The 25,725-nt window shown below is 60.1% G+C and carries 39 protein-coding genes and 1 tRNA gene; 18 read left to right on the top strand and 22 right to left on the bottom strand.

Annotated features, from left to right (window positions below; translation table 11 throughout):
* Positions 1-27: 27 nt before the first annotated feature.
* A complete protein-coding gene (locus tag ASE36_RS00480) occupies positions 28-2,481 on the top strand; it encodes a penicillin-binding protein 1A (protein WP_062274422.1) in 2,454 nt (817 codons plus the stop codon).
* A 125-nt stretch (positions 2,482-2,606) separates the two neighbouring features.
* Positions 2,607-3,735 (top strand): peptide chain release factor 2 gene (prfB, locus tag ASE36_RS00475; RefSeq protein ID WP_162244198.1). Its coding sequence is split into 2 segments (ribosomal slippage): positions 2,607-2,675 and positions 2,677-3,735, totalling 1,128 coding nucleotides; the frame shifts between segments, so codons are not numbered across the junction.
* A 113-nt stretch (positions 3,736-3,848) separates the two neighbouring features.
* On the opposite strand, the gene ASE36_RS00470 is transcribed toward prfB, so the two are convergent.
* Positions 3,849-4,334 (bottom strand): hypothetical protein, encoded by a 486-nt coding sequence (locus ASE36_RS00470; RefSeq protein WP_062274416.1) that lies wholly within the window; start codon positions 4,332-4,334, stop codon positions 3,849-3,851.
* Positions 4,335-4,341: 7 nt separating this feature from the next.
* On the bottom strand, positions 4,342-5,115 hold the full coding sequence (locus ASE36_RS00465; RefSeq protein ID WP_062274413.1) for an NAD kinase: 774 nt from the start codon (positions 5,113-5,115) through the stop codon (positions 4,342-4,344).
* Positions 5,116-5,309: 194 nt separating this feature from the next.
* On the opposite strand from ASE36_RS00465, the gene ASE36_RS00460 reads away from it, so the two are divergent.
* Positions 5,310-5,385, top strand: a tRNA-Thr gene (locus tag ASE36_RS00460).
* An 82-nt stretch (positions 5,386-5,467) separates the two neighbouring features.
* On the opposite strand, the gene ASE36_RS00455 is transcribed toward ASE36_RS00460, so the two are convergent.
* Positions 5,468-6,502, bottom strand: a complete 1,035-nt coding sequence (locus ASE36_RS00455) for a tyrosine-type recombinase/integrase (RefSeq protein WP_062274411.1) — start codon at positions 6,500-6,502, stop codon at positions 5,468-5,470.
* Positions 6,474-6,680, bottom strand: coding sequence for a hypothetical protein (locus tag ASE36_RS22470; protein WP_156378536.1), 207 nt, complete (start codon positions 6,678-6,680; stop codon positions 6,474-6,476). The genes ASE36_RS00455 and ASE36_RS22470 overlap by 29 nt, the downstream gene beginning before the upstream one ends.
* Before the next feature lie 140 nt (positions 6,681-6,820).
* Here ASE36_RS22470 and ASE36_RS23235 point away from each other — a divergent pair, with 140 nt between their 5' ends.
* The 4 genes from ASE36_RS23235 to ASE36_RS00440 all read left to right on the top strand — a co-directional run bounded on the left by ASE36_RS23235 (position 6,821) and on the right by ASE36_RS00440 (position 8,762).
* The gene (locus ASE36_RS23235; RefSeq protein ID WP_062274408.1) at positions 6,821-7,057 is read left to right on the top strand and encodes a DUF6894 family protein; all 237 of its coding nucleotides are present in this window, start codon (positions 6,821-6,823) and stop codon (positions 7,055-7,057) included.
* Between the two features lie 360 nt (positions 7,058-7,417).
* On the top strand, positions 7,418-7,675 hold the full coding sequence (locus ASE36_RS00445) for a hypothetical protein (RefSeq protein WP_156378535.1): 258 nt from the start codon (positions 7,418-7,420) through the stop codon (positions 7,673-7,675).
* 199 nt (positions 7,676-7,874) lie between these two features.
* Positions 7,875-8,027, top strand: coding sequence for a hypothetical protein (locus ASE36_RS22465; protein ID WP_156378534.1), 153 nt, complete (start codon positions 7,875-7,877; stop codon positions 8,025-8,027).
* Positions 8,028-8,069: 42 nt separating this feature from the next.
* Positions 8,070-8,762 carry a hypothetical protein gene (locus ASE36_RS00440; protein WP_156378533.1) on the top strand — a complete coding sequence of 231 codons (693 nt, stop codon included), beginning with the start codon at positions 8,070-8,072 and terminating at the stop codon, positions 8,760-8,762.
* Between the two features lie 47 nt (positions 8,763-8,809).
* Here the strand turns inward: ASE36_RS00440 and ASE36_RS00435 are convergent, their stop codons facing one another.
* The 15 genes from ASE36_RS00435 to ASE36_RS00375 all read right to left on the bottom strand — a co-directional run bounded on the left by ASE36_RS00435 (position 8,810) and on the right by ASE36_RS00375 (position 15,849).
* Positions 8,810-9,040: a hypothetical protein gene (locus ASE36_RS00435; protein WP_062274400.1), complete on the bottom strand. Its 231-nt coding sequence runs from the start codon at positions 9,038-9,040 to the stop codon at positions 8,810-8,812.
* Positions 9,033-9,284 (bottom strand): hypothetical protein, encoded by a 252-nt coding sequence (locus ASE36_RS00430; protein WP_062274396.1) that lies wholly within the window; start codon positions 9,282-9,284, stop codon positions 9,033-9,035. The genes ASE36_RS00435 and ASE36_RS00430 overlap by 8 nt, the downstream gene beginning before the upstream one ends.
* On the bottom strand, positions 9,281-9,868 hold the full coding sequence (locus ASE36_RS00425) for a molecular chaperone DnaJ (protein WP_062274393.1): 588 nt from the start codon (positions 9,866-9,868) through the stop codon (positions 9,281-9,283). Before ASE36_RS00425 ends, ASE36_RS00430 begins: the two co-directional genes overlap by 4 nt.
* The gene (locus tag ASE36_RS00420; protein WP_062274390.1) at positions 9,865-10,218 is read right to left on the bottom strand and encodes a hypothetical protein; all 354 of its coding nucleotides are present in this window, start codon (positions 10,216-10,218) and stop codon (positions 9,865-9,867) included. Before ASE36_RS00420 ends, ASE36_RS00425 begins: the two co-directional genes overlap by 4 nt.
* Positions 10,215-10,445, bottom strand: a complete 231-nt coding sequence (locus ASE36_RS00415) for a hypothetical protein (RefSeq protein WP_062274386.1) — start codon at positions 10,443-10,445, stop codon at positions 10,215-10,217. Before ASE36_RS00415 ends, ASE36_RS00420 begins: the two co-directional genes overlap by 4 nt.
* Complete coding sequence (locus ASE36_RS22460; protein ID WP_156378532.1) at positions 10,442-10,612, bottom strand: hypothetical protein; 171 nt, start codon at positions 10,610-10,612, stop codon at positions 10,442-10,444. The genes ASE36_RS00415 and ASE36_RS22460 overlap by 4 nt, the downstream gene beginning before the upstream one ends.
* Positions 10,609-11,022: a DUF968 domain-containing protein gene (locus ASE36_RS00410; protein ID WP_062274383.1), complete on the bottom strand. Its 414-nt coding sequence runs from the start codon at positions 11,020-11,022 to the stop codon at positions 10,609-10,611. The genes ASE36_RS22460 and ASE36_RS00410 overlap by 4 nt, the downstream gene beginning before the upstream one ends.
* Positions 11,022-11,243, bottom strand: a complete 222-nt coding sequence (locus ASE36_RS00405) for a hypothetical protein (RefSeq protein ID WP_062274381.1) — start codon at positions 11,241-11,243, stop codon at positions 11,022-11,024. The genes ASE36_RS00410 and ASE36_RS00405 overlap by 1 nt, the downstream gene beginning before the upstream one ends.
* Positions 11,236-11,487 (bottom strand): hypothetical protein, encoded by a 252-nt coding sequence (locus ASE36_RS00400; RefSeq protein ID WP_062274378.1) that lies wholly within the window; start codon positions 11,485-11,487, stop codon positions 11,236-11,238. The genes ASE36_RS00405 and ASE36_RS00400 overlap by 8 nt, the downstream gene beginning before the upstream one ends.
* Positions 11,481-11,681: a hypothetical protein gene (locus ASE36_RS00395; protein WP_062274375.1), complete on the bottom strand. Its 201-nt coding sequence runs from the start codon at positions 11,679-11,681 to the stop codon at positions 11,481-11,483. Before ASE36_RS00395 ends, ASE36_RS00400 begins: the two co-directional genes overlap by 7 nt.
* Positions 11,678-12,910 carry a hypothetical protein gene (locus tag ASE36_RS00390; protein ID WP_062274373.1) on the bottom strand — a complete coding sequence of 411 codons (1,233 nt, stop codon included), beginning with the start codon at positions 12,908-12,910 and terminating at the stop codon, positions 11,678-11,680. The genes ASE36_RS00395 and ASE36_RS00390 overlap by 4 nt, the downstream gene beginning before the upstream one ends.
* Positions 12,907-13,842: a PD-(D/E)XK nuclease-like domain-containing protein gene (locus tag ASE36_RS00385; protein WP_062274370.1), complete on the bottom strand. Its 936-nt coding sequence runs from the start codon at positions 13,840-13,842 to the stop codon at positions 12,907-12,909. The genes ASE36_RS00390 and ASE36_RS00385 overlap by 4 nt, the downstream gene beginning before the upstream one ends.
* A gap of 2 nt (positions 13,843-13,844) precedes the next feature.
* On the bottom strand, positions 13,845-14,954 hold the full coding sequence (locus ASE36_RS00380; protein WP_062274368.1) for a hypothetical protein: 1,110 nt from the start codon (positions 14,952-14,954) through the stop codon (positions 13,845-13,847).
* Positions 14,955-15,067: 113 nt separating this feature from the next.
* Positions 15,068-15,256: a hypothetical protein gene (locus ASE36_RS22455; protein WP_156378531.1), complete on the bottom strand. Its 189-nt coding sequence runs from the start codon at positions 15,254-15,256 to the stop codon at positions 15,068-15,070.
* Complete coding sequence (locus ASE36_RS00375) at positions 15,253-15,849, bottom strand: ProQ/FINO family protein (protein ID WP_062274365.1); 597 nt, start codon at positions 15,847-15,849, stop codon at positions 15,253-15,255. The genes ASE36_RS22455 and ASE36_RS00375 overlap by 4 nt, the downstream gene beginning before the upstream one ends.
* Before the next feature lie 517 nt (positions 15,850-16,366).
* Here ASE36_RS00375 and ASE36_RS00370 point away from each other — a divergent pair.
* Positions 16,367-17,122, top strand: coding sequence for a DUF5131 family protein (locus ASE36_RS00370; RefSeq protein WP_062274363.1), 756 nt, complete (start codon positions 16,367-16,369; stop codon positions 17,120-17,122).
* On the opposite strand, the gene ASE36_RS00365 is transcribed toward ASE36_RS00370, so the two are convergent.
* Genes ASE36_RS00365 through ASE36_RS00355 form a run of 3 tightly spaced genes read right to left on the bottom strand, consistent with a single transcriptional unit; the run spans position 17,112 to position 19,238 of the window.
* Positions 17,112-17,978: a three-Cys-motif partner protein TcmP gene (locus ASE36_RS00365; protein WP_062274360.1), complete on the bottom strand. Its 867-nt coding sequence runs from the start codon at positions 17,976-17,978 to the stop codon at positions 17,112-17,114. The two genes, ASE36_RS00370 and ASE36_RS00365, sit on opposite strands and share 11 nt — an antisense overlap.
* 14 nt (positions 17,979-17,992) lie before the next feature.
* Entirely contained in the window at positions 17,993-18,400 is a 408-nt protein-coding gene (locus ASE36_RS00360) for a hypothetical protein (protein ID WP_156378530.1), read from the bottom strand.
* On the bottom strand, positions 18,354-19,238 hold the full coding sequence (locus ASE36_RS00355) for a S24 family peptidase (protein ID WP_062611222.1): 885 nt from the start codon (positions 19,236-19,238) through the stop codon (positions 18,354-18,356). The genes ASE36_RS00360 and ASE36_RS00355 overlap by 47 nt, the downstream gene beginning before the upstream one ends.
* Positions 19,239-19,303: 65 nt before the next feature.
* On the opposite strand from ASE36_RS00355, the gene ASE36_RS00350 reads away from it, so the two are divergent.
* From ASE36_RS00350 to ASE36_RS00305, 10 genes are all read left to right on the top strand, one after another.
* Entirely contained in the window at positions 19,304-19,555 is a 252-nt protein-coding gene (locus ASE36_RS00350) for a hypothetical protein (RefSeq protein ID WP_062274353.1), read from the top strand.
* Between the two features lie 55 nt (positions 19,556-19,610).
* A complete protein-coding gene (locus tag ASE36_RS00345; protein WP_062274350.1) occupies positions 19,611-19,973 on the top strand; it encodes a hypothetical protein in 363 nt (120 codons plus the stop codon).
* Between the two features lie 45 nt (positions 19,974-20,018).
* Positions 20,019-20,633 (top strand): hypothetical protein, encoded by a 615-nt coding sequence (locus ASE36_RS00340; RefSeq protein WP_200945143.1) that lies wholly within the window; start codon positions 20,019-20,021, stop codon positions 20,631-20,633.
* Positions 20,634-20,703: 70 nt separating this feature from the next.
* Entirely contained in the window at positions 20,704-21,501 is a 798-nt protein-coding gene (locus tag ASE36_RS00335) for a hypothetical protein (protein ID WP_062274343.1), read from the top strand.
* Positions 21,498-22,085: a hypothetical protein gene (locus ASE36_RS00330; protein WP_062274340.1), complete on the top strand. Its 588-nt coding sequence runs from the start codon at positions 21,498-21,500 to the stop codon at positions 22,083-22,085. Before ASE36_RS00335 ends, ASE36_RS00330 begins: the two co-directional genes overlap by 4 nt.
* Before the next feature lie 93 nt (positions 22,086-22,178).
* On the top strand, positions 22,179-22,736 hold the full coding sequence (locus tag ASE36_RS00325; protein ID WP_062274337.1) for a hypothetical protein: 558 nt from the start codon (positions 22,179-22,181) through the stop codon (positions 22,734-22,736).
* Entirely contained in the window at positions 22,733-23,482 is a 750-nt protein-coding gene (locus ASE36_RS00320) for a hypothetical protein (protein ID WP_062274334.1), read from the top strand. Before ASE36_RS00325 ends, ASE36_RS00320 begins: the two co-directional genes overlap by 4 nt.
* Entirely contained in the window at positions 23,479-23,778 is a 300-nt protein-coding gene (locus tag ASE36_RS00315; protein ID WP_062274330.1) for a LexA family protein, read from the top strand. Before ASE36_RS00320 ends, ASE36_RS00315 begins: the two co-directional genes overlap by 4 nt.
* The gene (locus ASE36_RS00310) at positions 23,775-25,262 is read left to right on the top strand and encodes a replicative DNA helicase (RefSeq protein WP_062274328.1); all 1,488 of its coding nucleotides are present in this window, start codon (positions 23,775-23,777) and stop codon (positions 25,260-25,262) included. Before ASE36_RS00315 ends, ASE36_RS00310 begins: the two co-directional genes overlap by 4 nt.
* Entirely contained in the window at positions 25,259-25,645 is a 387-nt protein-coding gene (locus ASE36_RS00305; RefSeq protein WP_062274325.1) for a hypothetical protein, read from the top strand. Before ASE36_RS00310 ends, ASE36_RS00305 begins: the two co-directional genes overlap by 4 nt.
* The last annotated feature ends 80 nt before the right edge of the window (positions 25,646-25,725 follow it).

Genomic DNA, 25,725 nt, shown 5'->3' with positions numbered 1-25,725 from the left:
CCCTGAAGCCATAGCCGGTAGCGGAACATGATCAGACTGATTGGATATCTCTTCGGATTGGCGTCCGTGCTGGCGCTCGGCCTGGCTGTCGTCGTGGCCATCTATCTGAACGGGATGACCAAGGACCTGCCGAACTACGAGGTTCTGGCAAGCTACGCGCCGCCGGTCACCACCCGCATCCATGCCGGCAACGGCGCGCTGATGGCCGAATATGCCCGCGAACGCCGCCTCTTCCTGCCGATCCAGGCCATCCCGGATCGCGTAAAGGCAGCCTTCCTCTCCGCCGAAGACAAGAACTTCTACAATCACCCCGGCGTCGATATCTATGGTCTCGGTCGCGCCATCCTGGTCAACCTGCAGAACTTCGGCTCCGGCCGCCGCCCCGTCGGCGCCTCGACCATCACCCAGCAGGTTGCGAAGAACTTCCTGCTTAGCGCCGACCAGACCATGGACCGCAAGATCAAGGAAGCGATCCTCTCCTTCCGCATCGAGCAGACCTACTCCAAGGACAAGATCCTCGAACTCTATCTGAACGAGATCTTCTTCGGCATGAATGCCTATGGCATCGCCGGTGCAGCACTCACTTATTTCGACAAGTCGGTCACGGAACTGACCGTCGCCGAGACCGCCTATCTCGCGGCGCTCCCCAAGGGCCCGAACAACTATCATCCCTTCCGCCGCGAGGCTGCCGCCATCGAGCGCCGCAACTGGGTCATCGACCGCATGGTCGAGAACGGCTTTGTGACCAAGGAAGAGGGTGAGAGCGCGAAGCAGCAGCCACTGGGCGTGAAGATCCGCCGCACCGGTTCCTATCTCTTCGCCTCGGACTATTTCTCCGAGGAGGTCCGCCGCCAGATCATCGAAAAGTATGGCGACAAGGCTCTGTACGAAGGCGGCCTGTCTGTCCGCACCTCGCTCGATCCCGACATGCAGGTCGCCGCCCGCAAGGCGCTGCAGTCGACGCTCCTGACCTATGACCAGCGCCGTGGCTATCGCGGCCCGCTCAAGCAGATCCCGCTGACGCCCGATTGGGGCGTACCGCTCGCCGAGATCCCGACCTTGGCCGACGTTCCCGAGTGGAAGGTAGCGGTTGTTCTCGACGTGTCGTCCGATGGCGTCGACATCGGCCTTCAGCCCTCCAAGGAAGGTGGCGGCAAGGTCGCGGCCGAGCGTACGCGTGGCCGCATCGAGCCCGACAATATGGAATGGGCTTACCGCTCCGCGAGCGGCGATCGCAAGTCTGCGAAGTCGCCCCAGGGTGTGCTGAAGCCTGGTGATGTCGTCTATGTCGAGGCGCTTGAGCCGAACGGCAATTCCTATCGCCTGCGCCAGTTGCCCAAAGTCCAGGGCGGCCTCGTTGCCATGGACCCGCATACCGGTCGCGTGCTGGCGATTTCCGGCGGCTTCTCCTATTCGCAGTCGGAGTTCAACCGCGCCACCCAGGCCATGCGCCAGCCCGGTTCCTCCTTTAAGCCCTTCGTCTATGCGGCAGCACTCGACACCGGCTACACCCCGGCCTCGGTCATTCTCGATGCGCCGATCGAATTCGTCTCCGGTGGCCAGGTCTGGCGCCCGCAGAACTATGGCGGCGGTTCCGCCGGCCCGCAGACCCTGCGCATGGGCATTGAAAAGTCGCGCAATCTGATGACGGTGCGGCTTGCCAACGACATGGGCATGAACCTGGTCGCCGAATATGCGGAACGCTTCGGTGTCTATGACAAGATGAACCCGGTGCTCGCCATGTCGCTCGGCTCGGGCGAAACCACGGTGCTGCGCATGGTCTCCGCCTATGCGGTCTTCGCCAATGGCGGCAAGCAGATCAAGCCGACGCTGATCGACCGCATCCAGGACCGTCACGGCAAGACCATCTTCCGCCACGAAGACCGGATCTGCGAAGCCTGTAACGCCGAGACCTACAACGGCCAGGAAGAGCCGGCGGTCGTCGACAATCGCGAGCAGGTCCTTGATCCGATGACCGCCTACCAGATTACCTCGATGATGGAAGGTGTCGTGACGCGCGGAACCGCCGCCGGCAAGATCAAGCTCGACCGTCCGGTCGCCGGCAAGACCGGAACGTCGAATGACGAAAAGGACGCCTGGTTCGTCGGCTACACGCCCGACCTCGTCGCAGGCGTCTATATCGGCTTCGACAATCCGGCACCGCTTGGCCGCGGCTCAACGGGTGGTGCTCTGGCCGCACCGATTTTCAACGACTTCATGCAGATGGCAACGGCAAATACCCCGCCCGGCAAGTTCTTCGTGCCGGCCGGCATGAGCTTCATCCCGGTCAACCGCACCACCGGCATGTTTGCGCTCGAAGGCGAGCCGGACACGATCATCGAAGCCTTCAAGCCCGGTACGGGCCCGGCGGATTCGCTCTCGGTCATCGGCATGGACGGCTATGCACCGCCGGAGGAAATTCTGAAGGCCTCGCCCCAGGCGAACCAGGCCGTGACCTCGGGTGCCGGCGGCCTCTTCTGACCTGACACCATCCATGTCCCTCCGCGCCGGCTCTTTACATCAGGGGCCGGCGCAACTATTCGAGGGTCCAGTTTTTGCCCTGTCTCTCATCGAGACGCACTTTATCGAGGTTGAGAACCAGACTTATGCGGAATGAAATCGAGAACGTAGTCGACGAAATCAAGCAGGCCATAACCCTGCTGAGGAGGCATCTTTGACTGGGACCAGGCGATAAGACGACTGGACTGGTTGAACAACAAGGCCGAAGACCCGAACCTCTGGAACGACGCGCAGGAAGCCCAGAAGCTGATGCGCGAGCGTCAGCAACTGGATGACAGCATTGCCGGGGTGAAGCGTCTCGAACAGGCGATGAATGACAACATCGAACTGATCGAGATGGGTGAGGAAGAGGGCGACGAATCGGTCATCAAGGATGCCGAGGACCAGCTCAAGGCGCTGAAGACGGAAGCAGCCCGCCGCCAGGTTGAGGCCATGCTGTCGGGCGAGGCTGACGGCAACGACACCTATATCGAAGTCCATTCCGGCGCCGGCGGCACGGAAAGCCAGGACTGGGCCAACATGCTGTTGCGCATGTACACCCGCTGGGCCGAGCGCTCGGGCTTCAAGGTCGAAGTGCTGGAAGTGCATGACGGTGAAGAAGCCGGCATCAAGTCTGCGACCATCCTGGTCAAGGGCCACAACGCCTATGGCTGGATGAAGACCGAATCGGGCGTGCACCGCCTGGTCCGCATCTCGCCCTATGATTCGAACGCCCGTCGTCACACGTCCTTCTCGTCGATCTGGGTTTATCCAGTCGTCGACGACTCGATCAACATCGAGATCAACGAAAGCGACTGCCGCATCGACACCTATCGCTCGTCGGGCGCCGGTGGCCAGCACGTCAACACGACCGACTCGGCCGTCCGTATCACGCACATCCCGACCGGCATCGTGGTCGCCTGCCAGCAGGAACGCTCACAGCACAAGAACAAGGCCAAGGCCTGGGAAATGCTGCGTGCCCGCATGTACGAGGCCGAACTGATGAAGCGGGAGGCCGCTGCCAACGCCGAAGCCGCCTCGAAGACGGATATCGGCTGGGGCCACCAGATCCGCTCTTACGTCCTGCAGCCTTACCAGCTGGTCAAGGACCTGCGCACAGGCGTTGAAAGCACCGATCCGGATAGCGTGCTGAACGGCGAGCTGAACCCGTTCATGGAAGCAGCCCTTGCCCACCGCATCAGCGGCAAGGCCTCGGAAGTGTCGGACATCGACTGATCCTCAGGCGGCGGTAGATCTAAGTAAGAAGGCGGCGTGTCCCGGGACATGCCGCCTTTCGTCTGTCAGGGTCGATCGCGGTGTGCGATCAAAGGCCGGGCCGGGGGGACTCTTCAGTTGCTCGCCCGCTCGACCCTGATATCGCCGAGTTCGTCAATCAGCACCGTCCATTCCTCGACCGGATCGCGCGTCGGGTCGGTGCGCAGATAGACCGTCGCCATAAAGCCGGGCGTGCCGGACACTCCGCTGGTACTCTCCGGCTGGATACCCGTGACATAAGGCTTGATTGCCGTGAACTCTTCCAGTTCGACACTTTCGACGAGCCGCGGCCCGCTCTCTTCTGCGGCGATCATCTGGAGATAGACGCGCGCTGTCCGGTCCGGCTGGCGGATCGCGACCAGCTTGTAATAGCCGCGGCCATTGGCGGAGGCGTTTGCCGCATCCCCGGCCTTGGCGCCCGGCGCGCCGTCGACGCCGCCTTCCCAGTAACCGCCGCTCACGACAAACGTGGCCGTCACTGGCAGCTGGTCGATATCCTCCGCCCGCGAAAGGGATGCTGCGGCGAGGAAAACAATCAGGCTGACGGCAATGCGCTTCATCGACACCTCAATCGGAAAACTGTTCGGCAAGGATGCGATCCGACCAGGACCGATCGGGATCGGACAGGATATGCGCGGTCGTATCCTCGGACTGGCGGATCTCCACCCTCAGAACGGATTTCACCTCATAATGATCCGCAACTGCGTTGACCGGCCGCTTTTCCGGCTCCAGCACTTCCAGCACGACCGTCACCTTGTTCGGCAAGAGCGCGCCCCGCCAGCGGCGCGGACGAAAGGCGCTGACCGGCGTCAGTGCCAGAAGCGGCGCCTCGAGCGGTAGGATAGGGCCGTGGGCCGAAAGATTATAGGCGGTCGAGCCGACCGGGGTCGCCACCATCAACCCGTCGCAGATCAGCTCTTCGAGCCGCACCTGCCCGTCGATCAGCACCCTGAGCTTTGCCGCCTGATAGGACTGCCGAAGCAGCGACACCTCGTTGATCGCAAGTGCAAACGAGGTGGAGCCGTCGGCATTTTCCGTGGTCATCTGCAACGGATGGAAATCATTCTCGACCGCTTCGGCAATTCGCTCGCGCAACCCCTCGACGGCATAGTCGTTCATCAGGAAGCCGACGGACCCCCTGTTCATTCCGTAGATGAGTTTCCCGCTGTTCATCGTATCGTGCAGTGTCTGCAACATGAACCCGTCACCGCCGAGCGCGACGATCACGTCGGCATCGCGCGTGTCGGTATCGCCATAGGTGCGAATCAGCTCCTGCCGCGAAGCTTGCGCTTCTTCGGTGTTGGAAGCGATGAAGGACAGCGACCGGAACGTACGCGACATGGCAGGCCCTTGTGGAACAGGCGCCAGTGGTACATGACAAATGCCTGTAACCACAAGTCATTTGCAGCCGCAAACGGTTCGCCCCATGGGGTCTCGGCCGTCAGAACCTCGTGAACGCCATTCACCATACACGCTAACCGTCCGTCGATTTTTTGCTTTACGACAAACCTATTTCCGCCTAAAGACGCCTCACTGCCCTTGTAGCTCAGTTGGTAGAGCACCTGATTTGTAATCAGGGGGTCCCGGGTTCGAACCCTGGCGGGGGCACCACAAATCCCTTATTCTTCATACTATGCGCCATTCCTCCAATGGATGGCGTTTTACCGCGTGTCGCGCGTTTTACAGTTTGTGCTCACTTTGTCCCGCGGCTGATGGCGTCAACCACCTCCTGTCCTGCCAGGTAGTGCCGCCGAATGATCCCCTCTGCATCCTCCCTGGAATGCCCAGAGATCTCGGCAATGAGCTGGATCTTTTCGCCATGTGGCCGGTCCAGCATCGCATAGGCGTATGTGATTGCCGTCCCTCTGAGGTCATGGAACGTCACGCCCGAAATCCCCAGTCGCGCAATTTCCTTGCGCCACGATGCCTTGAACCCGCTCGAGGTCCAGTTCTGGCCGTAGGAGTTCACAAGCACCCTCTGGCGCCCTTCCTCCTTCGCCTTTCTCAAGATCGGCAGGATATCCGTTGCCGCCGTGATTCTTACCCGGGCCCCCGTCTTCTGCTGTCGGATTGACACCCGCTCATTGTCAAAGGCCAGTGTTGGCATCGTCAACAGATCCGACTGTCTCTGCATCGTCCAGAGTGCCATGCAGGCCACGTCCCTGATGTGCGGTGCGCCTTCGGTCAGGATCTTGTTGATCTGGTCAAGGCTCCAGACGGTATCACGCCGGCTGCCCTCGTGAAGCTTCTCGACACGTTCGAGCGGGTTGCGCAGGATGATCTCGCTATCCTTCGCCCACGCAAAGACCCTCGCCAACAAGCCTAGATGCATGTCAGCGGAGCGTGGAGCGTCCTTCATGGTGTCTCTCCACTCCAGGAACCTCTTTCGGCTTCCACGGGCTTCCACGGCGGAAACAATAAGAGAGCCGAAGTCTTCTCTGATTAGCCCGAACATGCGCTCATAGTCCTTACGAGTGGACGCGGCCAACGCCTTGTATTTCGCCGTTGCGCGAAATTCATCGATCAGGGACCCAATTGTCCCCTCGGTTGCCGCACTGGTGGGCCGGTCCCGTGTCAAGCGGATGAACTCTTGGGTGAATGCCTTTGTCCCAGGCTTTGCCATGATCCGGGGGGCACCTTTGCCCCGCCATGCGTAGTAGTAAGTAACCGGGGTGCCGTCAGCCAGCTTCGTATCAACCTTATGGACGCCCACGAGCTTTCCTTCCATTCTCCCAGTCCTTCCAAGCTTTTTCCGCTGTATCTTCTTCTCGATCGACCACAGCGAAGCTCTTCGGGGCGAATTCGATTTCGCCTGATGGGTGCATCACCACCCGAACGTTGTGCATTGCTGCGGCGGCCGCAGCATCGGAGATTTCCGTCTTGGTGTAAGTGCGGGCTCGGCTCATGGTGCTCTATCCACATTGTTTCCACAGGCTGGGGAGCCAAGAGGCTCGGCCCCCCCCTCCCGTTGAGCGGGCGGCAGGGGTGATGATTGGAACCTCGGCGCCTCGTTTCTGTTGGAAGGTGACAGTTCGACGGAGGCAGCATGCCCAGATACTATTTCCACGTCCGACGACACGATGTTTTCGAGGAGGACCCGATGGGTTTGGAGTTTCCCTCGCTTGACGTCGCCCACAATGAAGCCGTCCTGGCTGCTCGCGAGATGATTTCCGAGAAGGTCCTTACCGACGAAGTTATTGACGCTCAGAGTTTCGAGATCACTGCTGAGGACGGAGATGTGCTCGATACCGTGCCCTTCAGGTCGGTTCTCCGTTTCGAATAACACCGCCGCCCTCGGTTGGGGCGGTGGGCATCGGACAACGCGGCGGAAGTGATGGGCGTATGCACCGACCGCCTTCCAGTATGCCGCCATCGGACCTTTGTTCTTCGCCCAGCTCTGCTGCGCTCTGGTTCTGGCGTCGATGACCAAGTCGCCGAGTATGTCGGCGATGACGGCCCGGGCCTCCGGTGAAAGCTCGTCGAGCCGCTTCACTGATGGCAGGGACAGGACGGGGTTGCGCACCTCGCGGCGATTGCTGCGGTCGCTCATGCTGCGATCCTCGATTGTAGCGATTGGGTTGCGCCAACTGAAATCCCGTGTTCAGTTGGGGTAGAAACCAAACCGGCACAGGAGGGCTTGATAGTGTACGACGCTATGGACAGTTTCTTGAAAGTTGAGACTTGGCACACCAACCATCCGCTTGACGAGGAACGCTTTTTTAGAGCGCTTTCAACCATAGTCCGCCGTCCGGATTTCAACTCCGACGACATGCGCCAATACATGCGAAGCCAGAAGAACATCACTACCCATGATGGCAGCAACGGGTTCGAACGTGTTGTCGATGAGTTGGCCCTCAAGGCATCGGCCGTAAGAGAGTACCTAAAAATTACCGGGGAGTAGCTTTCAGCTCGTCTCATCCTTCCGAGCCCCCCGTGGTTTCAGGGAAAAGGATCTCCTGCGCTTGGGTGAATAGCCCCATCAGGCCCACGTCGGGGTTCCGACGGGAGCTGCCTGACATTCCGTCGCCCATGCAGACGTCTTGAAGGTTCGCTAGAAAGTTGCGAACGTGCCGAGATATTGGGTGGCTGGGAGATTCAACGTGGACGGACGTGATCGGAAGTTTTTTAGCGCTTTGCTCGTTGGCGGCATTGTCTACGGCGTTGCGACTTTTGTTGACGTCAAGGCGGCTCTCGCCCTCGGCGTGTTCTTGATTCTTTTCAGGATCGAGCTTCTTTCTCTCGAAAGGAAGTGATCCCCCCAAATAATGCTCGGAATATACAAGGAGGAGGCCGCGATGGGATGGACTCTGACCAGGGTGATTGTTGCAGGTAGTCTGCTGACGTTCGTCTGTTTGCTGCTCCCAGCTATTTTCGGCGGGCGGGATGACGTTTGGGGGCAGTTCATCTACGACTACCAGTCGCTGATCGCAGGCATGCTGGCTGTGTTTGCCGCTGCGATTGCTGTCAGTCAGTCGGCAGTTGCCGAAGCGTCTCAGGAGAGACGCCACCGGGAACAGATGTTTCTTAGCCAGCGCCGCGATCTTTTTGCCATCAGCCGCATGGCAAACGATCTGACTCTTCGCTTGAATTACGTAGCCGAACGCTCCCGCGAATTCGACGAGTTCGAGCTGCCGAACAGCGTGGACGGTTGGTCGCGCGAGGCTTGCACCACTTATCTTTCTTTGCTTCGTTCCGCGTCGCGCCTCTTCGATCGGATTGAGACAATCGGCGACCTGGAGAGGGGGCTTTTTGATGCGGAGCTTGAAGTCTCGTTTGTGCTCTACCGTCGACAGCTTGAAGAGCTGCTTCAAAACTTCCCCGACAGGGACAGCGGATTTCCTGAGCAATATCCTAACTCTAATCATGCTCCCGCAAAGTATGATCAAGGAATACGAGCCCAATGCATTGGACTGGCGAATGATAGTCGAGATTTCTTGAGCCAACTCCAGCGGTGGCGCGATGAGATTGAGAAAATCTACCAGACTTGACGATCGGGTCAGCTGACCGGGATGAGCAATGGGTCGATCTGAGATGATCATTTAGGGTTACCCACCACATGTGTTGAGGGCGGTGGGGGCAGCATAACCCGAAGAACCTCGCCTGAGCGCTCCTGATATCCGCGACGGATATCCTCGCCCACCACGTCGCGGCCAAGTGCGCCCGGTTCAGACATCCTCGATTGGAAATCTGTCACCGCGACCCTCACGACCACAGCTTGGGCTTCTGTCAGTGATGTGCCGTTCACGGTGATAGCTGGTTCAAGCATCAGTGTTCTCCTTCTCGAGTTCGGCGATGAGAGCGTCAGCATATTGCTTGGCGAAGAAAGCAGCATCTCCGCCACCGTTGATGTCATCGTGAGGGATGGTGTCTGCGAACCTTCCAGCCAGGATGCCCTGAAGGGCCAGACCGGCGTAGTGCTGGCGAAGCGTCATCCCAGGATGGCCGCCATAGGCGTCGGTGTACTGGGCGTTCTGGATCGGAAACGCGGGGGTGTTGGCGATCTTGCTCACTGGTCGATCTCCCTGAGTGCTTCATCGCGGGCGCGGTTCAGCTCCGACATCTTTTCGTGGGAACCGTCCGGCTTGTCGGGGTGGTAATCGCGAGCCATTTCCCGATACAGGAGGTCGATCTCTTGTCGGTCCAGAGTGGCGTTGGCCGAAACCATGAACACCTGCCGCCACGTCCGCCTGACTACGCCTCCGGGAGCCGGCAACGCAGTGAAGCCAGTGAATGTGGCTTTGACCAGCGCCAGCGTTCCGTGGCGCAGCTCGGTGCGACGGGCCTCGACGATGTGATGGATCGCCTGCAGGTTCGCTTCGACCTTGCTGTATCGATCCACCGGAATGCAGAGCGTCAGGCCATCCCAGGTGAACCAGACCGCCACGCCGGGATCGCTTGGCTTGTCGACGCCCAAGGTCACGTTGCTGGAGATTACGGCACCGGTGAGGGGCTTGCCGCTGTCCGATGCGAAAAGCTTCAAGCTGCCCTGCACGTTTTTGATCGCAGCCGAGAGGCCGGTGCGGAAGTTCCCGGGTTCACGCGGTTTCGACCAGCGAGGCATCGTGTCCGGCCACTGGAGTGGGTAAGGGATCATGATGTCACCTGCTCGTTATCGAGGAGCACCGTGTCCTTCGCTGGAAACGTCTGCATGGCTTCGTTGTCGAGCTTCACCCAGACGTAGCCGTCGACTACAGCCTTCACCTTGCCTTGAGGACTGGGCTCTTCGTTTTCCAGCTTGAAACCGACACGATCGCCGACGTTGAAATGAGGGGTGACGAGCTGAACGCTGGTCTTGGGGACGAACAGCTTCTCGTAGTGGCCGACGAGCTCGAGCCTGACCTTGGGTCCACCATCGCCCCAGACCTTGTCATCTCCCTGGTATTCGTCATCGGCGATCGTCGCATGGACGGTGACGATGTCACCCTTGCGGTAAATGTGGGTCATGCTCCACCGCCTTCCGCCGGAAAGAAGCCGACATGAGCGACGTGCAGGGCGTTCATCTTCGCAACGGCATCTTCGCCGCGCTTCACGATGAACCAGGTGATGCCGTAGCTGCCGAGGTTTTCGGTCTGCTCCTCGATTGAGGTAACCTCATTGCACCCGACGAGGTAGCACCACCCATATTCGCCCTCGCGATGCGGCTCAGGCCCGTCGATCCTGTTGATCTTCATGCTTCCTGCTCCTTCAGAACCTTGACCTTGGTGATGATGGCGCCGGGGCGAAGGGCCTTTGCTCTCTCCCGCGCCTCGGACGCGGTCAAAGCCTCGACGTCGACCTGGTCTGCCTGCATGTGGATCCGGAACTTCGTGAGCTCCGGCGCTTCAGGTGTCTTGCTCATAGCTCCCTCGTCGGAAGTTTGCCCCGCATCGCGAGGTGCTGGTTGATAATGGCAACGGCATACGGCTCAGCGTCTTCACCGTGATCGGACCAGACCCCGAACAGGGAGAGGGCCAGGGTGTGGGGATCGACGCCGTGGCGCGCCCAGAAGCCGAGTTCGTTTCCTTGGTGCTGCTCCCGATGAAGATCGGGATGCAGGGGGAGCGCCCACCTGTCAGGCGCCTTCGTTCCCTTGCCCCTTCCGTAGTGTCCCATCGGAGGGTTCGCCGTGGAGAGGTGAGCGGCCTCAACAGGCCGCCGGCCGGAAACTGCGCAGGGCAGGGACCGGATGAAGTCGAGGTAGTCGCCCCGCTTCTTCGGTTTCGCCTTCGGGACCGGCGTCATCGATTGCTTGCGGATCTCAAAAGCCATCAGGATTTCCCCTCGAGCTTGTCGGCCAGTTCCCGCAGGTTTGCTGCGACGCGGGCAACTGCGGACGGTGAAGCCGGCACCAAGGCGGCGACAGGGGCGCGGAGATCTTCGAGAACCGCCTCACGGCGCATCTCATGCTTGATCTCCACCAGCGCCTTCTCCAGGCGCATGTTGGGGCGGCGCTGGGCGAGCGCCTCGGCGATCGCAAGAGGGTCAGCCATTGACCACCCCCACGATCCAGTCGGCCAGTTCGCCGACAGTTGCCTCCCGTGCAGGAGCGTTGGCATCGGGGACCTCCTTGTCGAGGTCGAGCTCCATCTCAACTCCGAGCAGAAGCTCGAGATATTCCAGGCTGTCGCCACTGAAGTCGGAGATCTTCATCTCCTCGGTGACAGCGGGGTGGAGGTTGAGCATGCTGGCTGAGGCGACGATGGCCCCCAGCACCTGGGTGCGATCGGTCACCATTGGCGCGGCCCTCCGAGATTGTGGAAGAGGTAGAAGGACACCCTGCCGGCCACCAGCGCGAGGCCGAGATAGACGCCGCGCGGGAGTTCCCTGTCCGCTTCCTTGGCGTTCACCAACAGCAGGGAGGCGAGCGACATGAAGCCGGTAAAAGCGCAGGTCAGCCAAGCAGCAAACGAGAGGGCGAGGAGGATCATGCCTTCCTCCCGGAGCGCTCGACGAGCACCTTCTCCTCGACGCCCACGATTCCGGCAACGATGGCAAGCCCATCGGAAGGCTCGACTTCACCCGCCACTACAGACATGCAGTGGTTGAACGCAGAGTTCGCCTTGTCGCGGAACTGCTTAGGGATGCCGGATGGATCGTAGCAGTCCATCGCGATCTTCTTCTGGGACTTCAGCAGTTCCTGGTCACCGTTGAAGTTCGTGGCAGCCCAGAGCATGCCGGCAACATCGAGCAACCATTGCTTCCCATCAGGTTCGGAGGGAGCCGAAGACTCACCGACTGCAACATCGGCTCCCTCTCCACCTTTGCCGGCCTCGGGGGCAGGGCCGGAGTCAACCGAGGTGGAAGCCGTGGGGGCAGCCTCCACCTCATTGGCGGAGGTGCCATCACCTGCCACCTCCTCACCACTGCGCGGCGGCGCAGCGGAATTCAGATCCTTGTTGACGCGATCCGGATCGAAGCCGTCGGCGTTCTTGCTCTGGTTGGCCTTGAGGCGATCGATGACGGACTGGCCGGCGCCTGCCGTGGGGGCGGCGGGCGTGATGTCGCGGGCGTTGTAAGCAGGATCGTATTCATCCTCGGTGATGACCCCCAGCATGACGCCGGGTTCATAGATGCGGGCGAACTCCCGGGTGCCGCGGTAGACCAGCATCACGCGATTGCGGCCGACGCGCCAAGGGGTGTTGGCCCCTGTCGTCTTCCATCCCCCGACGTGCCCGTCGACGAACCGCCCGGTGAACACTGCCACGCCGTCTTCGTTGTATCGTCCTTCACCGATCCGGATGGCGAGGGCATCGCCAGTTCCGTCCTCGCCAAGAATGCAGGCCTCTTTTGCCGGGTCCCACTTGCCGTAGGTATGGACCAGTTTGATGCCGAGCTTGGCCTCGATGACGGAGGAAACCAGCTTGCCCTCGAACATCAGGCGCCCATGAACAACCGAGCTGCACTGCGCCACCGCGAAGGGGTCCATGCCCCAGTTCACCGCCTGGTTCGCGACCAAGAAGCAGTTGGCGCGGACAGTCTCGGGTGCCAGGGGCTTCTTCTTGTCCCCGGACCCCTCGTAAGCCAAGCTCTCCGGGATCAGCGAGGCGGAAGCCATAATGGAGGCGATCTCCGCGATCTGCTGAAAGGTCTCCTTGTCCATCAAGGTGCTGGGGCGAGCGCTGATACCGCGCTCCTGGTATGTGGCCAGTTCGTTCACAGGCTGAATCCTTCTTGCTGGAGGGCGGTTTCGATGCGCTTCCGCGACCAATCGTTCATCCCGATCGGAAGGTTTTCGCGGGCGTAGGTGCTGATCCCAGGCCACTCGCCGGTAGCGAGTCCGTGCCGGATCTTGGAGAGGCCGTAGCGGATCACCTTCTCACCCAGGAGGATGTCGCCCTCGTAGGCGACGCGAAAATCGGAGTCCGCGTACCCATCGGTCAGGGTGTAGAGGAAGGTGAAGCTGGCAAATGGGATGCCGAGGAGGTCACAGACCATCTTCGTCATCGCAGGCTGTAGGTAGTAGCCGGCATCGTGGAACTGGCGTTCGAGGAACTGCTGGTCCAGAGATCCAGCAGTCTTCAGGTCGACATAGACACCGTCGGCCGCGAGGTTGTCCGGGCGTGACTTTAGCCAGATCCCGGTCACCGGATCCTTGGCAAACATTGAGACTTCGACCTGACCGTTGAGGCCGCCGGCGATGACCAGAGGGTGCTGGGCGAGATCTTCCGCCATGAGGCGGATCTGCTCGATCTGCTCCTCGGTGATAACGGTGAGGCCTTCCTGTTCCTGCTCCCGGTACCAGCGCTTCCAGACCGTCTTCTGGCCGTGGTAGGTCTCGCCCTCGACCTTCTCGGGCCGGATGATGAACTTCTCGTCGAAGACTTCGTCCCCAAGGATCAGGGCGTGGACGGCCTTGCCGAAGTCCATCGCCTTGGAGGACTTCGACTTCACTCGCCGGGGGTTCCCGGCCCATGTCTGCCAGAACTGCTTCGGGCTACCATCGGGAGGAGCGATAGCCTTCAGGGAGGACTTGGAGACAGAGGGGCCGGGGAGGAGGCTCTGGTCGTTGTGATAGGTCTCAAGCGGGATGCCGGAGTAGAGCCCGGGCTCATTGATGACGGTCCCGTCCCATTCGATGATTTCCAGCATGGTCATGCCTCAAACACGAGATGCGGGATCGTCTTCTCAGCGATGGCATCAACGACCTGCCGGCAGACGTCAGCGCTCTGAATGAACGGGAACAGAGCTTGGACGGCCTTTGCCTTCGATTCCTCGATGCAGGCTTCTGCTGCAGCGGCGCGCCGATCGCGTTCCGCAGCAATCTTCCGATCCTCCTCGGCCTGTTGCTCAGCCTTGATGCGCTCGTCCTCGACCCGACGTTCTTCAGCAGCGCGTTCCTCGTCCTGCCGGCGGCGTTCGTCCTCAACGGCCTTCGCCTCGCGCTCCTGGGCTTCCTTCGCAGTTTTCTCGGCGTCGGCAGCTTTGCGGTTTGCCTCGTCAAGCTGGCGCTGCAGTTCGGCCTGCTTGCGTTCGGCCTCCGCCCGTTCGGCCGCAACTTTCTCATCCGCCTCACGCTGCGCCTGATCGCGACGTGCTTCCTCGGCCTTGCGCTCCTCTTCCGCAGCGCGTTCCTTCGCGAGCCGTTCCTCCTCAGCCTTCTTCAGGCGGGCGAGCTCGGCACGTTCTGCCTCTCGCTCGGCCGCTTCCTTCTCCGCGTTGAGTGCGGCGGTCTTTGCAATCGAAAGACCGTTGAACGCAGCTTGGATGACGAGATCAGCCTCGTCTTTGAATTCGGCATACCAGTCGAGGTCGTGGGTAGGGAGCTTGTCCATCCGATCCTGGATCTGCCGGGAGGTCTCACCGAAGCGGACCTGGCCGAGCGAACGGGCATCCTCGATCGTCTTCCGGATGGTTTCGACGCGGAGCTTCTCCGCCTCCTCCCAGTCCGTGAGGGGCTGGCGAACCGTGGTGTGGAGCTCCTCGAGGCGCTCGACCATGGCGGCGCCACGGGCATTGATCGCCGAAATCTGCTTCCGCATATCCTCGGTGAGGTCGGTACGAACATCGTCAATACGGGCCTTGGTCTTCCGGATCTTGAAGCAGAACGATTTGTGTTCCTTGCGGCCCTTGGCGGAGGTGAGGTCTGGCTTCACTTCCTCGGCCAGCGCCTTGATCGAGGTGAACATGGCCTCAAAGGCCTGCTCGTCGGTGAAGGCTTTGAGAGCGTCTTCGCGCTCGATGACAATCAGTTCGTCGCTCATTTCAGCGTCCTGTGATCTGGAGAAAGACTGTGATTGCTGCGCGGGCTTCTTCGATGAAGTAACTGCGCACCTGTGGCTTCAGGTTGGACCAGCGGCGGTCCAACTCGTTCGGGTCACTGATGCGACGGAATTGCCCGTACACATGCTTCCCGGCTTCCGTGATTGGATCCGCGTCCATGAATTTCCTCGTAGAGATTGTGGTATTCGGTGATGGCGGCAGCGCGCTGGGCGCGGTCGGTCTCGTTGCAGATCAGCCATTCAAGCTCGTCGAGCCGGCTGTGCTTTTGGAGGGACGGGGTCATGCCGCTTCCTCCGCACGTTCGACCTTTTTGATTTGCGCGCGCACGGCTTCGATCTCGTTATCCCGCATCCGCTTGCGGCCGGACGTGAAGTAGCTGTCGTCCGACATCGCGGACTGCTCCTGACCGGACTGCAGACGTTTGAGTTCAGCGCGGAGGCGCATCAAAACTTCGGCGCGGGACAGGGCTTGGTCGGCCGCGAGGGACGCCTGCTGCATTCCGATGTCGGGATTCTTACGCTTCGCCTTGATCTGGGCTTCGCGGACGTTGATCCGGCGTAGGCATTCGTGAGCGAACAGGGCCTCATCAGCGGAGACGAACCCGGCAAAGCTGCCTTGCAGGTTCACCCGCACGGCGCCCTTGATGACGGACTTCAGATAGTTTGGACCACCGCAGTAGTCGCGGAGGAAGGCGTCGATCAGTCGGCGAGACAGCGTAGGGAAGTGATCCCGAGCTGCAGCCATGAGATCCTGACGGATGCCAATCTTGAGGGGTTTCTTCTTGCCGCTTTTGCGGGCGATGCACTCCGGGAATGCCAGCGATAGCGCTGCACGGACCTGCTGAATTTCGGGCTTGGAAGCCTTGTTCTTGCTCATGCCACTGCTCCGTTCGATTTTCAGAACGTAGCAATGACCATGTTACGTGTCAACACACAAAATGTTTATTGGCAGAAATCGTGTTGACATAAACACGGAAGGTGGAGCAAATAAAAAGGCCTCCGAGGAAAACCCTGGAGGCCTTGCAAGCTTTGAACGTGGCATGTTCGGGATTCGTTCTATCAGCGAATCTCAGTTCCATCAATCCCTTGCAAGTCCAAGTCGCAGGTACAGGGTGCAAATCCCTTACTGGTTCGTCTGCGGGCGCGGGGAGCGAAAGTCCTACTGTGCTGCCAGAAAATGAGGACGGATTGCTGAGAGGCGTCCTGACACGTGTCCCATCCCGGCTCCGGCCTTCAGGATGTGTCATGCGCTCCTCCTTCCTCCTTGGGGTTTCCTGAGGGGGAGGGGGGAGCTTTGACCGGAACCCTCCCTCACCATCCTTCAAAACCTCCAGTTTAACTCAACCTTAATGATGTCTCCTTCATCAGAGACATTGAGATTCAGGAGAATCGTCATGGCTGATACCTCTATCGAATGGACAGACGCGACTTGGAATCCGGTTGCCGGCTGCAGCATCATGAGCGCGGGCTGCACGAACTGCTACGCGATGCGGATGGCCGCGCGCCTCGAGGCCATGGGTGTCGAGAAGTACCGCGGACTGACGCGGAAAAGCGGCGGCAGGGCGAAGTGGACCGGTGATCTATATCTCGACGACAAGGCTCTTGAGATCCCAGCCAGCTGGTCGAAACCCAGGAACGTTTTCGTAAACTCGATGTCAGATCTCTTCCACCCGGATGTCCCGGTGGATTTCATCCGCAAAGTTTGGGATGTGATGTCCGCAACCAAGCGTCATACCTACCAGATCCTGACGAAGCGGCCGGACCGAATGGCCGAAATCCTGTCGGATGGGTTCTCCGTCCTGCCGAACGTCTGGCTGGGCACCAGTGTTGAAGATGGCAAGGTCATTCATCGCCTCGACGAGCTGCGCGCCGTCCCTGCAGCTGTGCGCTTCGTCTCGTTTGAGCCCCTGATCGGCTCAGTTTCCGCCGGTCGGCTCGACGGAATCCAATGGGCGATCGTCGGCGGTGAGAGCGGACCTGGTGCCAGAGCAATGGATCCAGCTTGGATCGACGAGATCTTCGATATGTGCGAGGAAGCAGGGTCAGCGTTCTTCTTCAAGCAGTGGGGCGGGAAGAACAAAAAAGCTGCAGGCAGGTCATATCGTGGCCGGACCTGGGATGAGATGCCTCAAGCCGCTGTTATGGCTTGAGGATGCTATTGCCAATCCTGGTGGCCAGCCCGATCGCTTTCGGAGCAGGGTTCGAGATTGCCAGGAAGAGCGAAAACATTGGGACGCCCCGTCCATTCTTCAGTCGAAGCGGCTTGAGGACTTTGGGAAACAGCTTCCCAAGGCGATCCCCGACAAATTTCTCTATTTGCTCAACGTTTGCAGTGCGTTGATGGACTTCATCGAAGACGCCCAGAAGATCTTGTTTCTGCGGTGAGTCGTACCAGGCATCAAACCATTCGTCGGTGCCAAGCATTCGGGTGATAGCCGCCCGCTTTTTCTCATCTAGCTTCGTAGGGTCCAGCGTCGCTTGCCTGAACAGGCCGGCCAGAGAAACCAGGTACCAGACATCTATGGCCTCAGTGGCGCGGATCTCTTCCAGCGTGGTCCAATTCAGCTCCATCCCATATGGGTCGAGAAACATGACTGCCCGCTTGCCGGCCCAGCGAATGTCTCGGATAGCGGATGTAACAGCCTCATTGGCGTCACCTTTGACAATGTCAATCTGGCGCCCCGGATACTGCTCCCGCAAGCCCTCAAGGGCTTTGCAGTAAGATCTCTTCTTCTCCATGAAAACGACGCGATCGAACGCTGGCTGCACGTCGAGCGCAATCCGGGCTGATCCACGGCGTCTTTCGATCTTTTCTTCGAGCCCGGGAAGCAAATCATCCGGTGTAGCTTGCTGCTTCACCACTCGCTCGCCAGTCCCAGCGAAAGCGTCGATGTACCACAACTCGGAGAACTGCGGCCGCAGCGCCGTAGCGAACGCCTTCAGGTATTCCTCGATCTTGGTCAGCTTCAGATCGGTAGAGACGTTGCCAAATGCATGGTCTGCCACGAGTGCCCCTTGTGCTATTCCCGAACTTCAGCCTGTTCATATCCGAGAGCGAAGAGATGGCCGTTCTCATTCACTGTGGCTTTGAGGTAGAGCCGACAGCTCGGTCTCACTGTCCCTGATGGGAGGCGGCCGTTCCCGCATTCGGTCACCAGATCCGCCCCGGCTTTCGGGTCGATCTGCTCAAGGAAATACATCGCGCGTCCGGACTCCTCGTCGACCTCGTTGAGGACCGCGCACTGGATTGCAGTGACATCAACCTCGATTGCGAAGCAAAGGGCCTCTATCTCCTTGCCGACGAACGGGGCGCTATTGATGGCGACCTCAAGCCCGGTTCTCCGGGCGGCCTCGTAGCGTCCGTCTGAAGCGATTGCTGCGCTAGAAAGCAACGCGGCAGATATAGCGACCCAGTATGCTGATCTCATTGAGCAGCAACTCCTTGTCCCGGTAATGCGGGTTGTCGGACGAGACACGCACCATCACATCTTCGTCTCGAGGCTTTGAAATCACTTCAAGTCTTTTCACTACGACCCCGCCAAACTCGTCGGCGATCGCATAAATTCCTGGCGGCGAGGGGACCCGATGACGGGTGTCGATGAAGATCACGTCGCCGTCGCTTATCGTGGGGGACATGGAGTCGCCCTGACAGGGGAAGCAGGCGACGTTGTGGGCCCGAACGTTTAGCTTGCTGAGGACCCAGGACGGCATCTCCCAGTGAGCCCTTACCACTTCGGACTGAAACGAAATGCCGTTGGCCGTAGAAATCTCTGTAGCGGCAAGCCCGCCTCCACCCATGCCGGCGACAAGGTCTATCTCAGCGATCTTTCCGCTCTCACGCCCGTCTGCAAATGTCCTCGGCTCCGACGCAGCAACAGCCCCACGCTCTTCGGCTCGGTCGCGGGCACCGCGCCACCCGATCGGTGTCTCAGAGATCGGAGGAGGTTGCACAAACTCGCCGTCCACGAACAGTCGGCTCTCGTCGTCTGCCTCATCTGCCGGTGTCCGACCGATAGCCCGAACCATGCCCATCTGGGCGTGTCTGTCGCTTGGCTCAATGGGCACGCCTGTCAGCAGCCAACTCGCGGACACTCCGAAGGCGGACGAGTAAAGTTCAGCATCTCGCGGCTTGAAGTTGTTTTGTCCGTTCTCATGGGCGCCATAGGTCGAGGGATTGATGCCGATCGCCAACGCTGCCGAACGCGCGCTGTTGTAGCCTGCAAATTCCCGGGCAAGCCGGAGCCTGTCGCTCATCGAGTGATTCATAAATTCCACGCTAGCTCCTTTCGCGACAGAAATCATGTTGACACGCAACCACGTTTCATGTTCACATGCTCAACATGAGCAATGTTGATAAAATTCGATCCGTAGCCGATGTCATTGAAGCCCTTGGCGGTAACGCCGAGATCGCACGCTACATGGGCTGGCAGCCCAGCCGTGTCAGCGAGATCAAGCGCCGTGGCCAGATGAAGGCTCAGGACTTCCGTTCCTTCCTTCGTATGGCCGAGGACAAGGGTGTCGGGACCATCACCGCCGACCTGCTCATCGATTTGCACTGGGTCCGCCCGGAGCGCTTCGCATGATGTCCATCTCCTTCCGTTCGTTTCGTCGAGCCGGAGATAGCAGGGAGGCGCTGTCGTGAGGGCCATTCCTGTTTCCGTATTCGCCAAAAGTGTTTCCCCGGAGAACGTGGTCGAGACCGCCACGTTTTGGTCTGAGGAAATGCAGAAGGTCTTCTTCCGCGGCCTCGGGGATACCCGTGACGCGGCCCGCGGGCGCCTCGCCAGAGAGATCGGGGTGCCGGAGAGCTATCTGAAGCGCCTCCGATACAAAGTCCGCGATCTCTCTGACATCCCGGGCTCGATCCTGATCCGTCTCGCCATCGGCTACGACCGGATCTGCTTGTCCGCTGAGCAACGGGCCGACGCCATAAAGGCGGAACGCGCCGAACTGAAAGCACCCCATGCGTCTCATCAGGAGCTTGGTGGCTCTTGCCACTGAATGGCTGCTTCTCCGCTGGGAGAGGCTGAAACAGAGGAAACGGAAATGACTGAATCAGCAAAGGCAGGCCACAACAGCGGCCTTGATCCCGCCCAGGAGCGTGCCTTCATCCGAGAATTCGGCGCCGTCAAGGAAGCCGAGGCTGAAATGGCCGAACAGAAGGGCGTCCTCTCCGGCGTCTACAAGCGGCTCGAGAACGCCGGCTTCACCAAGGATGACGTCAAGTGGGCCAAGGATCTCGAGAAGAAGAACGTCTCCGAGGTCGTCGCCACCATGCGTCGCCGCATCGCGATCGCCACCATCATGGGCCATGCCGTTGGCCGGCAGATGGACATCTTCGAAAAGGACCGGACCCCGCTCGAAGATGCCGCATACCTCGAGGGTCTCGGCGCCGGCCGCATGCGCAAGGCGAACGCGAACCCATACGGCATGGAAACCGCTGCCGGCCAGAACTGGCAGAAGGGTTTCAATGAAGGGACCGCAGAGGCTAACCAGGCGCTCGCCGAGGCCATGAACGACAACCTGATCAAGGCTGGCGATGAAAGCTCCGAAGACGGCGAGGGCGGCGATGCCCCGGAAACCGAGACCGAGGAAGCAGAAGGCGCCGAGGAAGACGATGACTGGGAAGCCTCTGCTCCCAAGCCGGAAGCGGCCGAGTAAACTGGACTGACACCGCTGGCGGCCCGGATATGGCCGCCACTCATTCCCTACATCGAAATGGACCGAGGCCATGGCCAAGGAATTGAAAGCAGAGTTCGCCTCTGAGGCGGAGCTTTGCGCGACATTCATCAAGCAGCTGCCCCAGGGCTGGACTGCCTACCCGGAAACGGCTGGCTTCGATATCGTCCTGGTTCGCGATGCCGACGGTGCGCAGATCGGCGTGGAGGCAAAGCTCTCCCTGAATGCCAAGGTCGTTCTGCAGGCCGCTGAGAGCCGTGGAAGTTATCACGTTGACTGGGCAGGCCCCGATTTCCGCGCCGTGCTCGTTCCTTTTGGCAAGGCAGGCTCGGAGTTGTCTGCGGTATGCCGACTCCTCTCCATCACTGTCATCGAGATGAAGACGAAGGTTGTCTTCCAACAGCAGCAGTGGGGCCAGAAGAAGAAGTTCACCCCAGATCTCCCCGTAACCGGAGAGCACTACTGGCGAGAGGACTGGTTCGACTTGGCGCCGTGGAAGCGCTGCCCACTGCCGGAATATGTGCCGGACGTCACTGCCGGCGCGTCCGCTCCGTCGACGCTGTCCAGCTGGAAGATCTCGGCAATCAAGATCTGCATTCTGGTCGAGCGAACTGGGTTCGTGACGCGGACCGATTTCGCCCAGCTGAAGATCAATCACCGTCGCTTCCTCGACATGGGCTGGCTCAAGCAAAGCGATGAGCGCGGCAAGTACGTGCTCGGCCCATACCCCCTGGATCTCCGTGCGCAGCATCCGACGGTCTACCCACAGATCGAAGCTGATTTCGATAAATGGTGCCCGACGGATCGGCTGAACTCGCCACTCCTCCAGAAGCAGGAAATTCTCCTATGACCGTCGTCGCATCCGGCTACGAGCGCCGGAAGAATGAGCTGTACGAAACCGAGCGTTGGGTGACGAGCGCATTCTGCCGCCACTTTCCCGTCTACGGCATAAATATGTGGGAGCCAGCTGCTGGCAACCATCTCATCGTCAAAGAACTCGAGGCCAAAGGGGCCATAGTCACCACCTCAGACATTGAGACCTATGACGTCGGGCACGACTTCCTGTTCGACTTCCTCTCCGACCGCGAGGACTACGAAGTCTTCGACGGCATCTTCACGAACCCGCCCTTCGGCAAGGGCAATCGAATGGCTGTCTCTTTCGCCGAGAAGGCATTGCAGCGCTGCGGCGGTCTAGTTGGTCTAGTCCTCACAGCCAAGTTCGATTCCGGCTCCTCGCGCCGTCACCTCTTCCGAGACAATCCTCGCTTCGCAGCGAAGATCGTTCTGACCGATCGCATCAGTTGGACCCTCGATGGCATCACCGGCACCGAAGACCACGCGATCTACGTCTGGACCGAGAGGCCGCGCCTCCCTCGTCAACCCGTCATCCTCTACGCCGGCCGCCGTGACGCGGCTCAAGGAGAAGCAGCATGATCAATTGGTACTGGCTCCTCGTCATCGTGATCATGGTGATGATCATCACCGCCGCCTTCTTCGTTGACAGCGACGATTTCTGAGGAGGTGGAGATGACGCGAATCCTCGCCTTGGACCCTGCGACCGTCATCGGTTGGTCGCTCTATGACACCGAGAACCCGATCTCCGCGATCCAGTGCGGTTCGATCACCCTTGAGGGCAAAGGAGCCTTCGAGAAGGTGAAGTCGGTCCGGCAACTTCTGCCGAAGCTGATCAGAGAGCATCAGCCGGATTTCATCGTTTTCGAGACCCCGCTTTCTCACATCCCCCAATACGAGAAGAAGGGGAAAGCCGACATGCTGGGCAACGAGCAGGTGTCCACCACGATCAATGCCGGCACCATTCTCCAACTCAACCGGATCTCGGGTGCCGTCCAAGCCGTCATTGAGGGCTTCAACATCCCCTGCGAAGAGGTCCGGCCGATGACGTGGCAGACCGTGATCCCGAAAAAGATCAAGGGTGGCACCAAGGATCGGGTCCGCCAGTTCTGCGACATGTTCAACATCATCGGCAAGAACGCCGATGCCCGCGACGCCGCAGTAATCGCGCTCTGGGCCGCCGGCCGCAGTCAAGTTCTCAAGCTCGAGAAGAACGCGGGGAGGGCGGCATGAAGGCGGTTCCTCGTGTTCTCGTCGGCTGTGAGTACTCTGGCATTGTCCGCAACGCCTTCCTGGAGCTGGGTTTCGACGCTTGGTCTTGTGACCTCCTCCCGGCAGAGGACCGCAGTAATCGGCATATCCGGGGCGACATCCGCGATGTGCTCTATGACGGCTGGGACTTGCTGGTCGTCGTTCATCCACCTTGCACAAGGCTGTGTCGATCCGGGCGCCGCTGGCTGTCCGGCCCGGGCAAAATGACCCCTCCTAAATCCTTGCCAAGAGGTCGGACATGGCAAGATCTGCAAGACGAGTTCGATGCTGGTGTCGACCTCTTTCTTGCCTGCTGGAAAGCGCCGATCGTCCGGGTCGCGATCGAGAACCCGGAGATGCATGAACTGGCGCGGGATCGCATGCCGGCGGACCTGCCGGCGCCGCAGATCGTTCAGCCGCACTGGTTCGGTCACCCCGAATACAAGGGCACTGGCTGGTATCTTCGCGGCCTGGACGCTCTCACGCCGACAGACAAGCTCCTAGAGCCAGAGAAGGGCTCTGAAGAGTGGAAACGCTGGAACCGGGTTCACCGCATGCCGCCCGGTGCTGATCGCGGCAAGGAGCGAGCTCGTTTCTTCCCAGGCATGGCTCGCGCGTTGGCGGCGCAGTGGGGCGTGCAGGCAATGATGGAGATGATGGGCGTCGAGCACGTCCGCAATCACGTCGACCTGCAGCTGGCTCTGGCATTTGAGGGGCAGATGGCATGACCACAGCCCTGGATACGGCCCACCAATTCATTGCAGCAAACCCAGAAGCCGCTGAGATCGTGCACCAGCTCATCTCCGACCGTCGCAAGCTTGGGCTGACGGAGAGGCAGATCGAAGTGCTGGATTTCATCCGGGTCTATTCGGTCACCAACGGCGTGATGCCTACGTTCGCCGAGATCGCTGACCACTTCGGTTTGGCGTCAAAATCCGGGGTCCACCGCCTCATCACTGCGCTCGAGGAGCGCGGCCACATCGAACGCATCCCGGGACGGGTCCGGGCAATGAAGCTGAAATGATCATGACAGAACGTGAGCGCCACCAGGCGCCTTACAAAGCCGCCCGCGAAATGCCCAACAACATTGAGGCCGAGCAAGCCCTGATCGGGGCCGCTTTGGTGAATAACCAGGCCTACCACGTCGTCTCCGCCTACCTGATCCCGGAGGACTTCTACGAGCCTATCCACCAGAAGATATGGAAGGCGATCGCTGAGATCACCCTAACCGATCGCGTCGCCAACCCGGTCACCGTCAAGGCGCGATTGAAGGATGTAGATATCGGGGACATGAAGCTCTCCGACTACCTTGGCATCCTTTCCGGCGCTGCGGTGAACATCGTCAACGCTCCCGATTATGCCTCGGTTGTCCACGACCTCTCCCTTCGACGCTCAATGATCGTCATCGGGGAGGAGATGGTGAACAACGCCTATGATGCGGAATACTCCGAACCGATCCAGGGGCAGATCGAGGACTTGGAACAGCGGATCTTTGAGCTCTCCGCAGCACACCGCGAGCAGAGCGGGAGCGGACGATTTGCTGGGACGACAATGCTCACCCAGTACCTCGAGCACGTCACCCCGGATCCGCAGAGGCGGACCATGCACGGCGTCCCCATCGGGCTTCCAGAACTTGCCACAGTCCTCTCGGAGCGCGTTTTCGAACCCACCAACGTCTACGGCATGATCTCCTCCTCGGGCGAGGGGAAGACTTCCTTGGTCCTGGTCCTGATCCGACACGCCGTCGCCAAGGGGAACCCAGTCCTGTTCCTGTCCTACGACCAGAGCGGGACGCAGATCGTCTCCCAGATGGTAGCGCAGGAGCTCGGGATTGAAACCCGGATTCAGCGCGCCGGCAACATGACGGAGAAGCAGATCGACAGGGCGGCCGACTACGTCCGGAAGTTGGCCGGGGCTCCGTTCGAGGTCAAAGACTGCGATTCCTCCAAGGACACCCCGAAGCGGCTCTCCAGGTACGTCAAGGAATTCATCCGGAAGAACAGCAACGGGAAAACCCCGCTCGTCGTCATCGACCACGCCGGCACCATTCGCCCGGAAAGAGAGGATGCCAGCTCAGATCAGGGCACCAAGGCTCGCAATGCCATCCAGGAGCTCAAGGCCTGCGCCAAATCCACCAAGGCCGCCATCCTGGTCCTGATGCAGCGCAGCTCGGAGGGGATGAAGAGGTTCAATCCACGCCCCACGAAAAGCGACGTCTATGGCGGGCAGTCAGCGGTCCAGCCGTATGACGGGATTTTCTATCTCTACCGCGGCGAGTTCCACCTCGAGGAGCAGAAGAAAACCGCCAAGGACGAGAAAGAGCAGATCGCGATCGAGACCAGGTTTCTTCAGCAATACGGGCCCGACATCGAGGGCACCGCCGAGCTCGGCGCCGTCAAGGTCAGGTTCGGCACCAATTCCCAGCGGCGAAAAGTCCGCTTCATCCCAGAATTCACCCTCTACGAGTCGATGTATCGACCGGAGTACGATCAGGAGGCCATGTTTTGAAGTCCGATTTTCTCCCCGAGTACGGTCACATGTCCCTGCACGGGCAGTATGCCGCCCTCTACCGGTTCTTCACCAACCAATCCTGGCGCCACGTCTGCGATCCGAAGACGAAGAAGCCTCTCCTGTTCGGGAGCGTCGGCAAAGCGATCGAGGCAGCCAAAGAGCACGTCCGCGAGAAGCTGAATCCCGATCTCAAGAGTGCGGAACCCGTCGTCGACGAGGACGATAAGGCTCTGCAGGACGTCCTCGGCATCGAGCAGTGGCGCGCTGCGAAGGTCGAAGAAAGGGCCGAGAACCAGATCATCCGAAACCGCAAGACCAAGTCCCGCGTCCAGGTCGAACGCAAGGGGGAGGGCCGGCGCCGTGTCGGGAAAAAGGTCTAAGCCGCCTCCGACGAAGAGGCACCATTCCGAGCGCTTCCGGTTCCCAGGGGCGCGGACTGAAAGATGGACAAACGCGAAGG

It is taken from the genome of Rhizobium sp. Root274 (assembly GCF_001429245.1).
In the GTDB taxonomy this organism is placed as follows: domain Bacteria; phylum Pseudomonadota; class Alphaproteobacteria; order Rhizobiales; family Rhizobiaceae; genus Allorhizobium.
The sequence above is the reverse complement of the archived record's forward strand: the minus strand, read 5'-3'. Positions and strand labels throughout refer to the sequence as shown.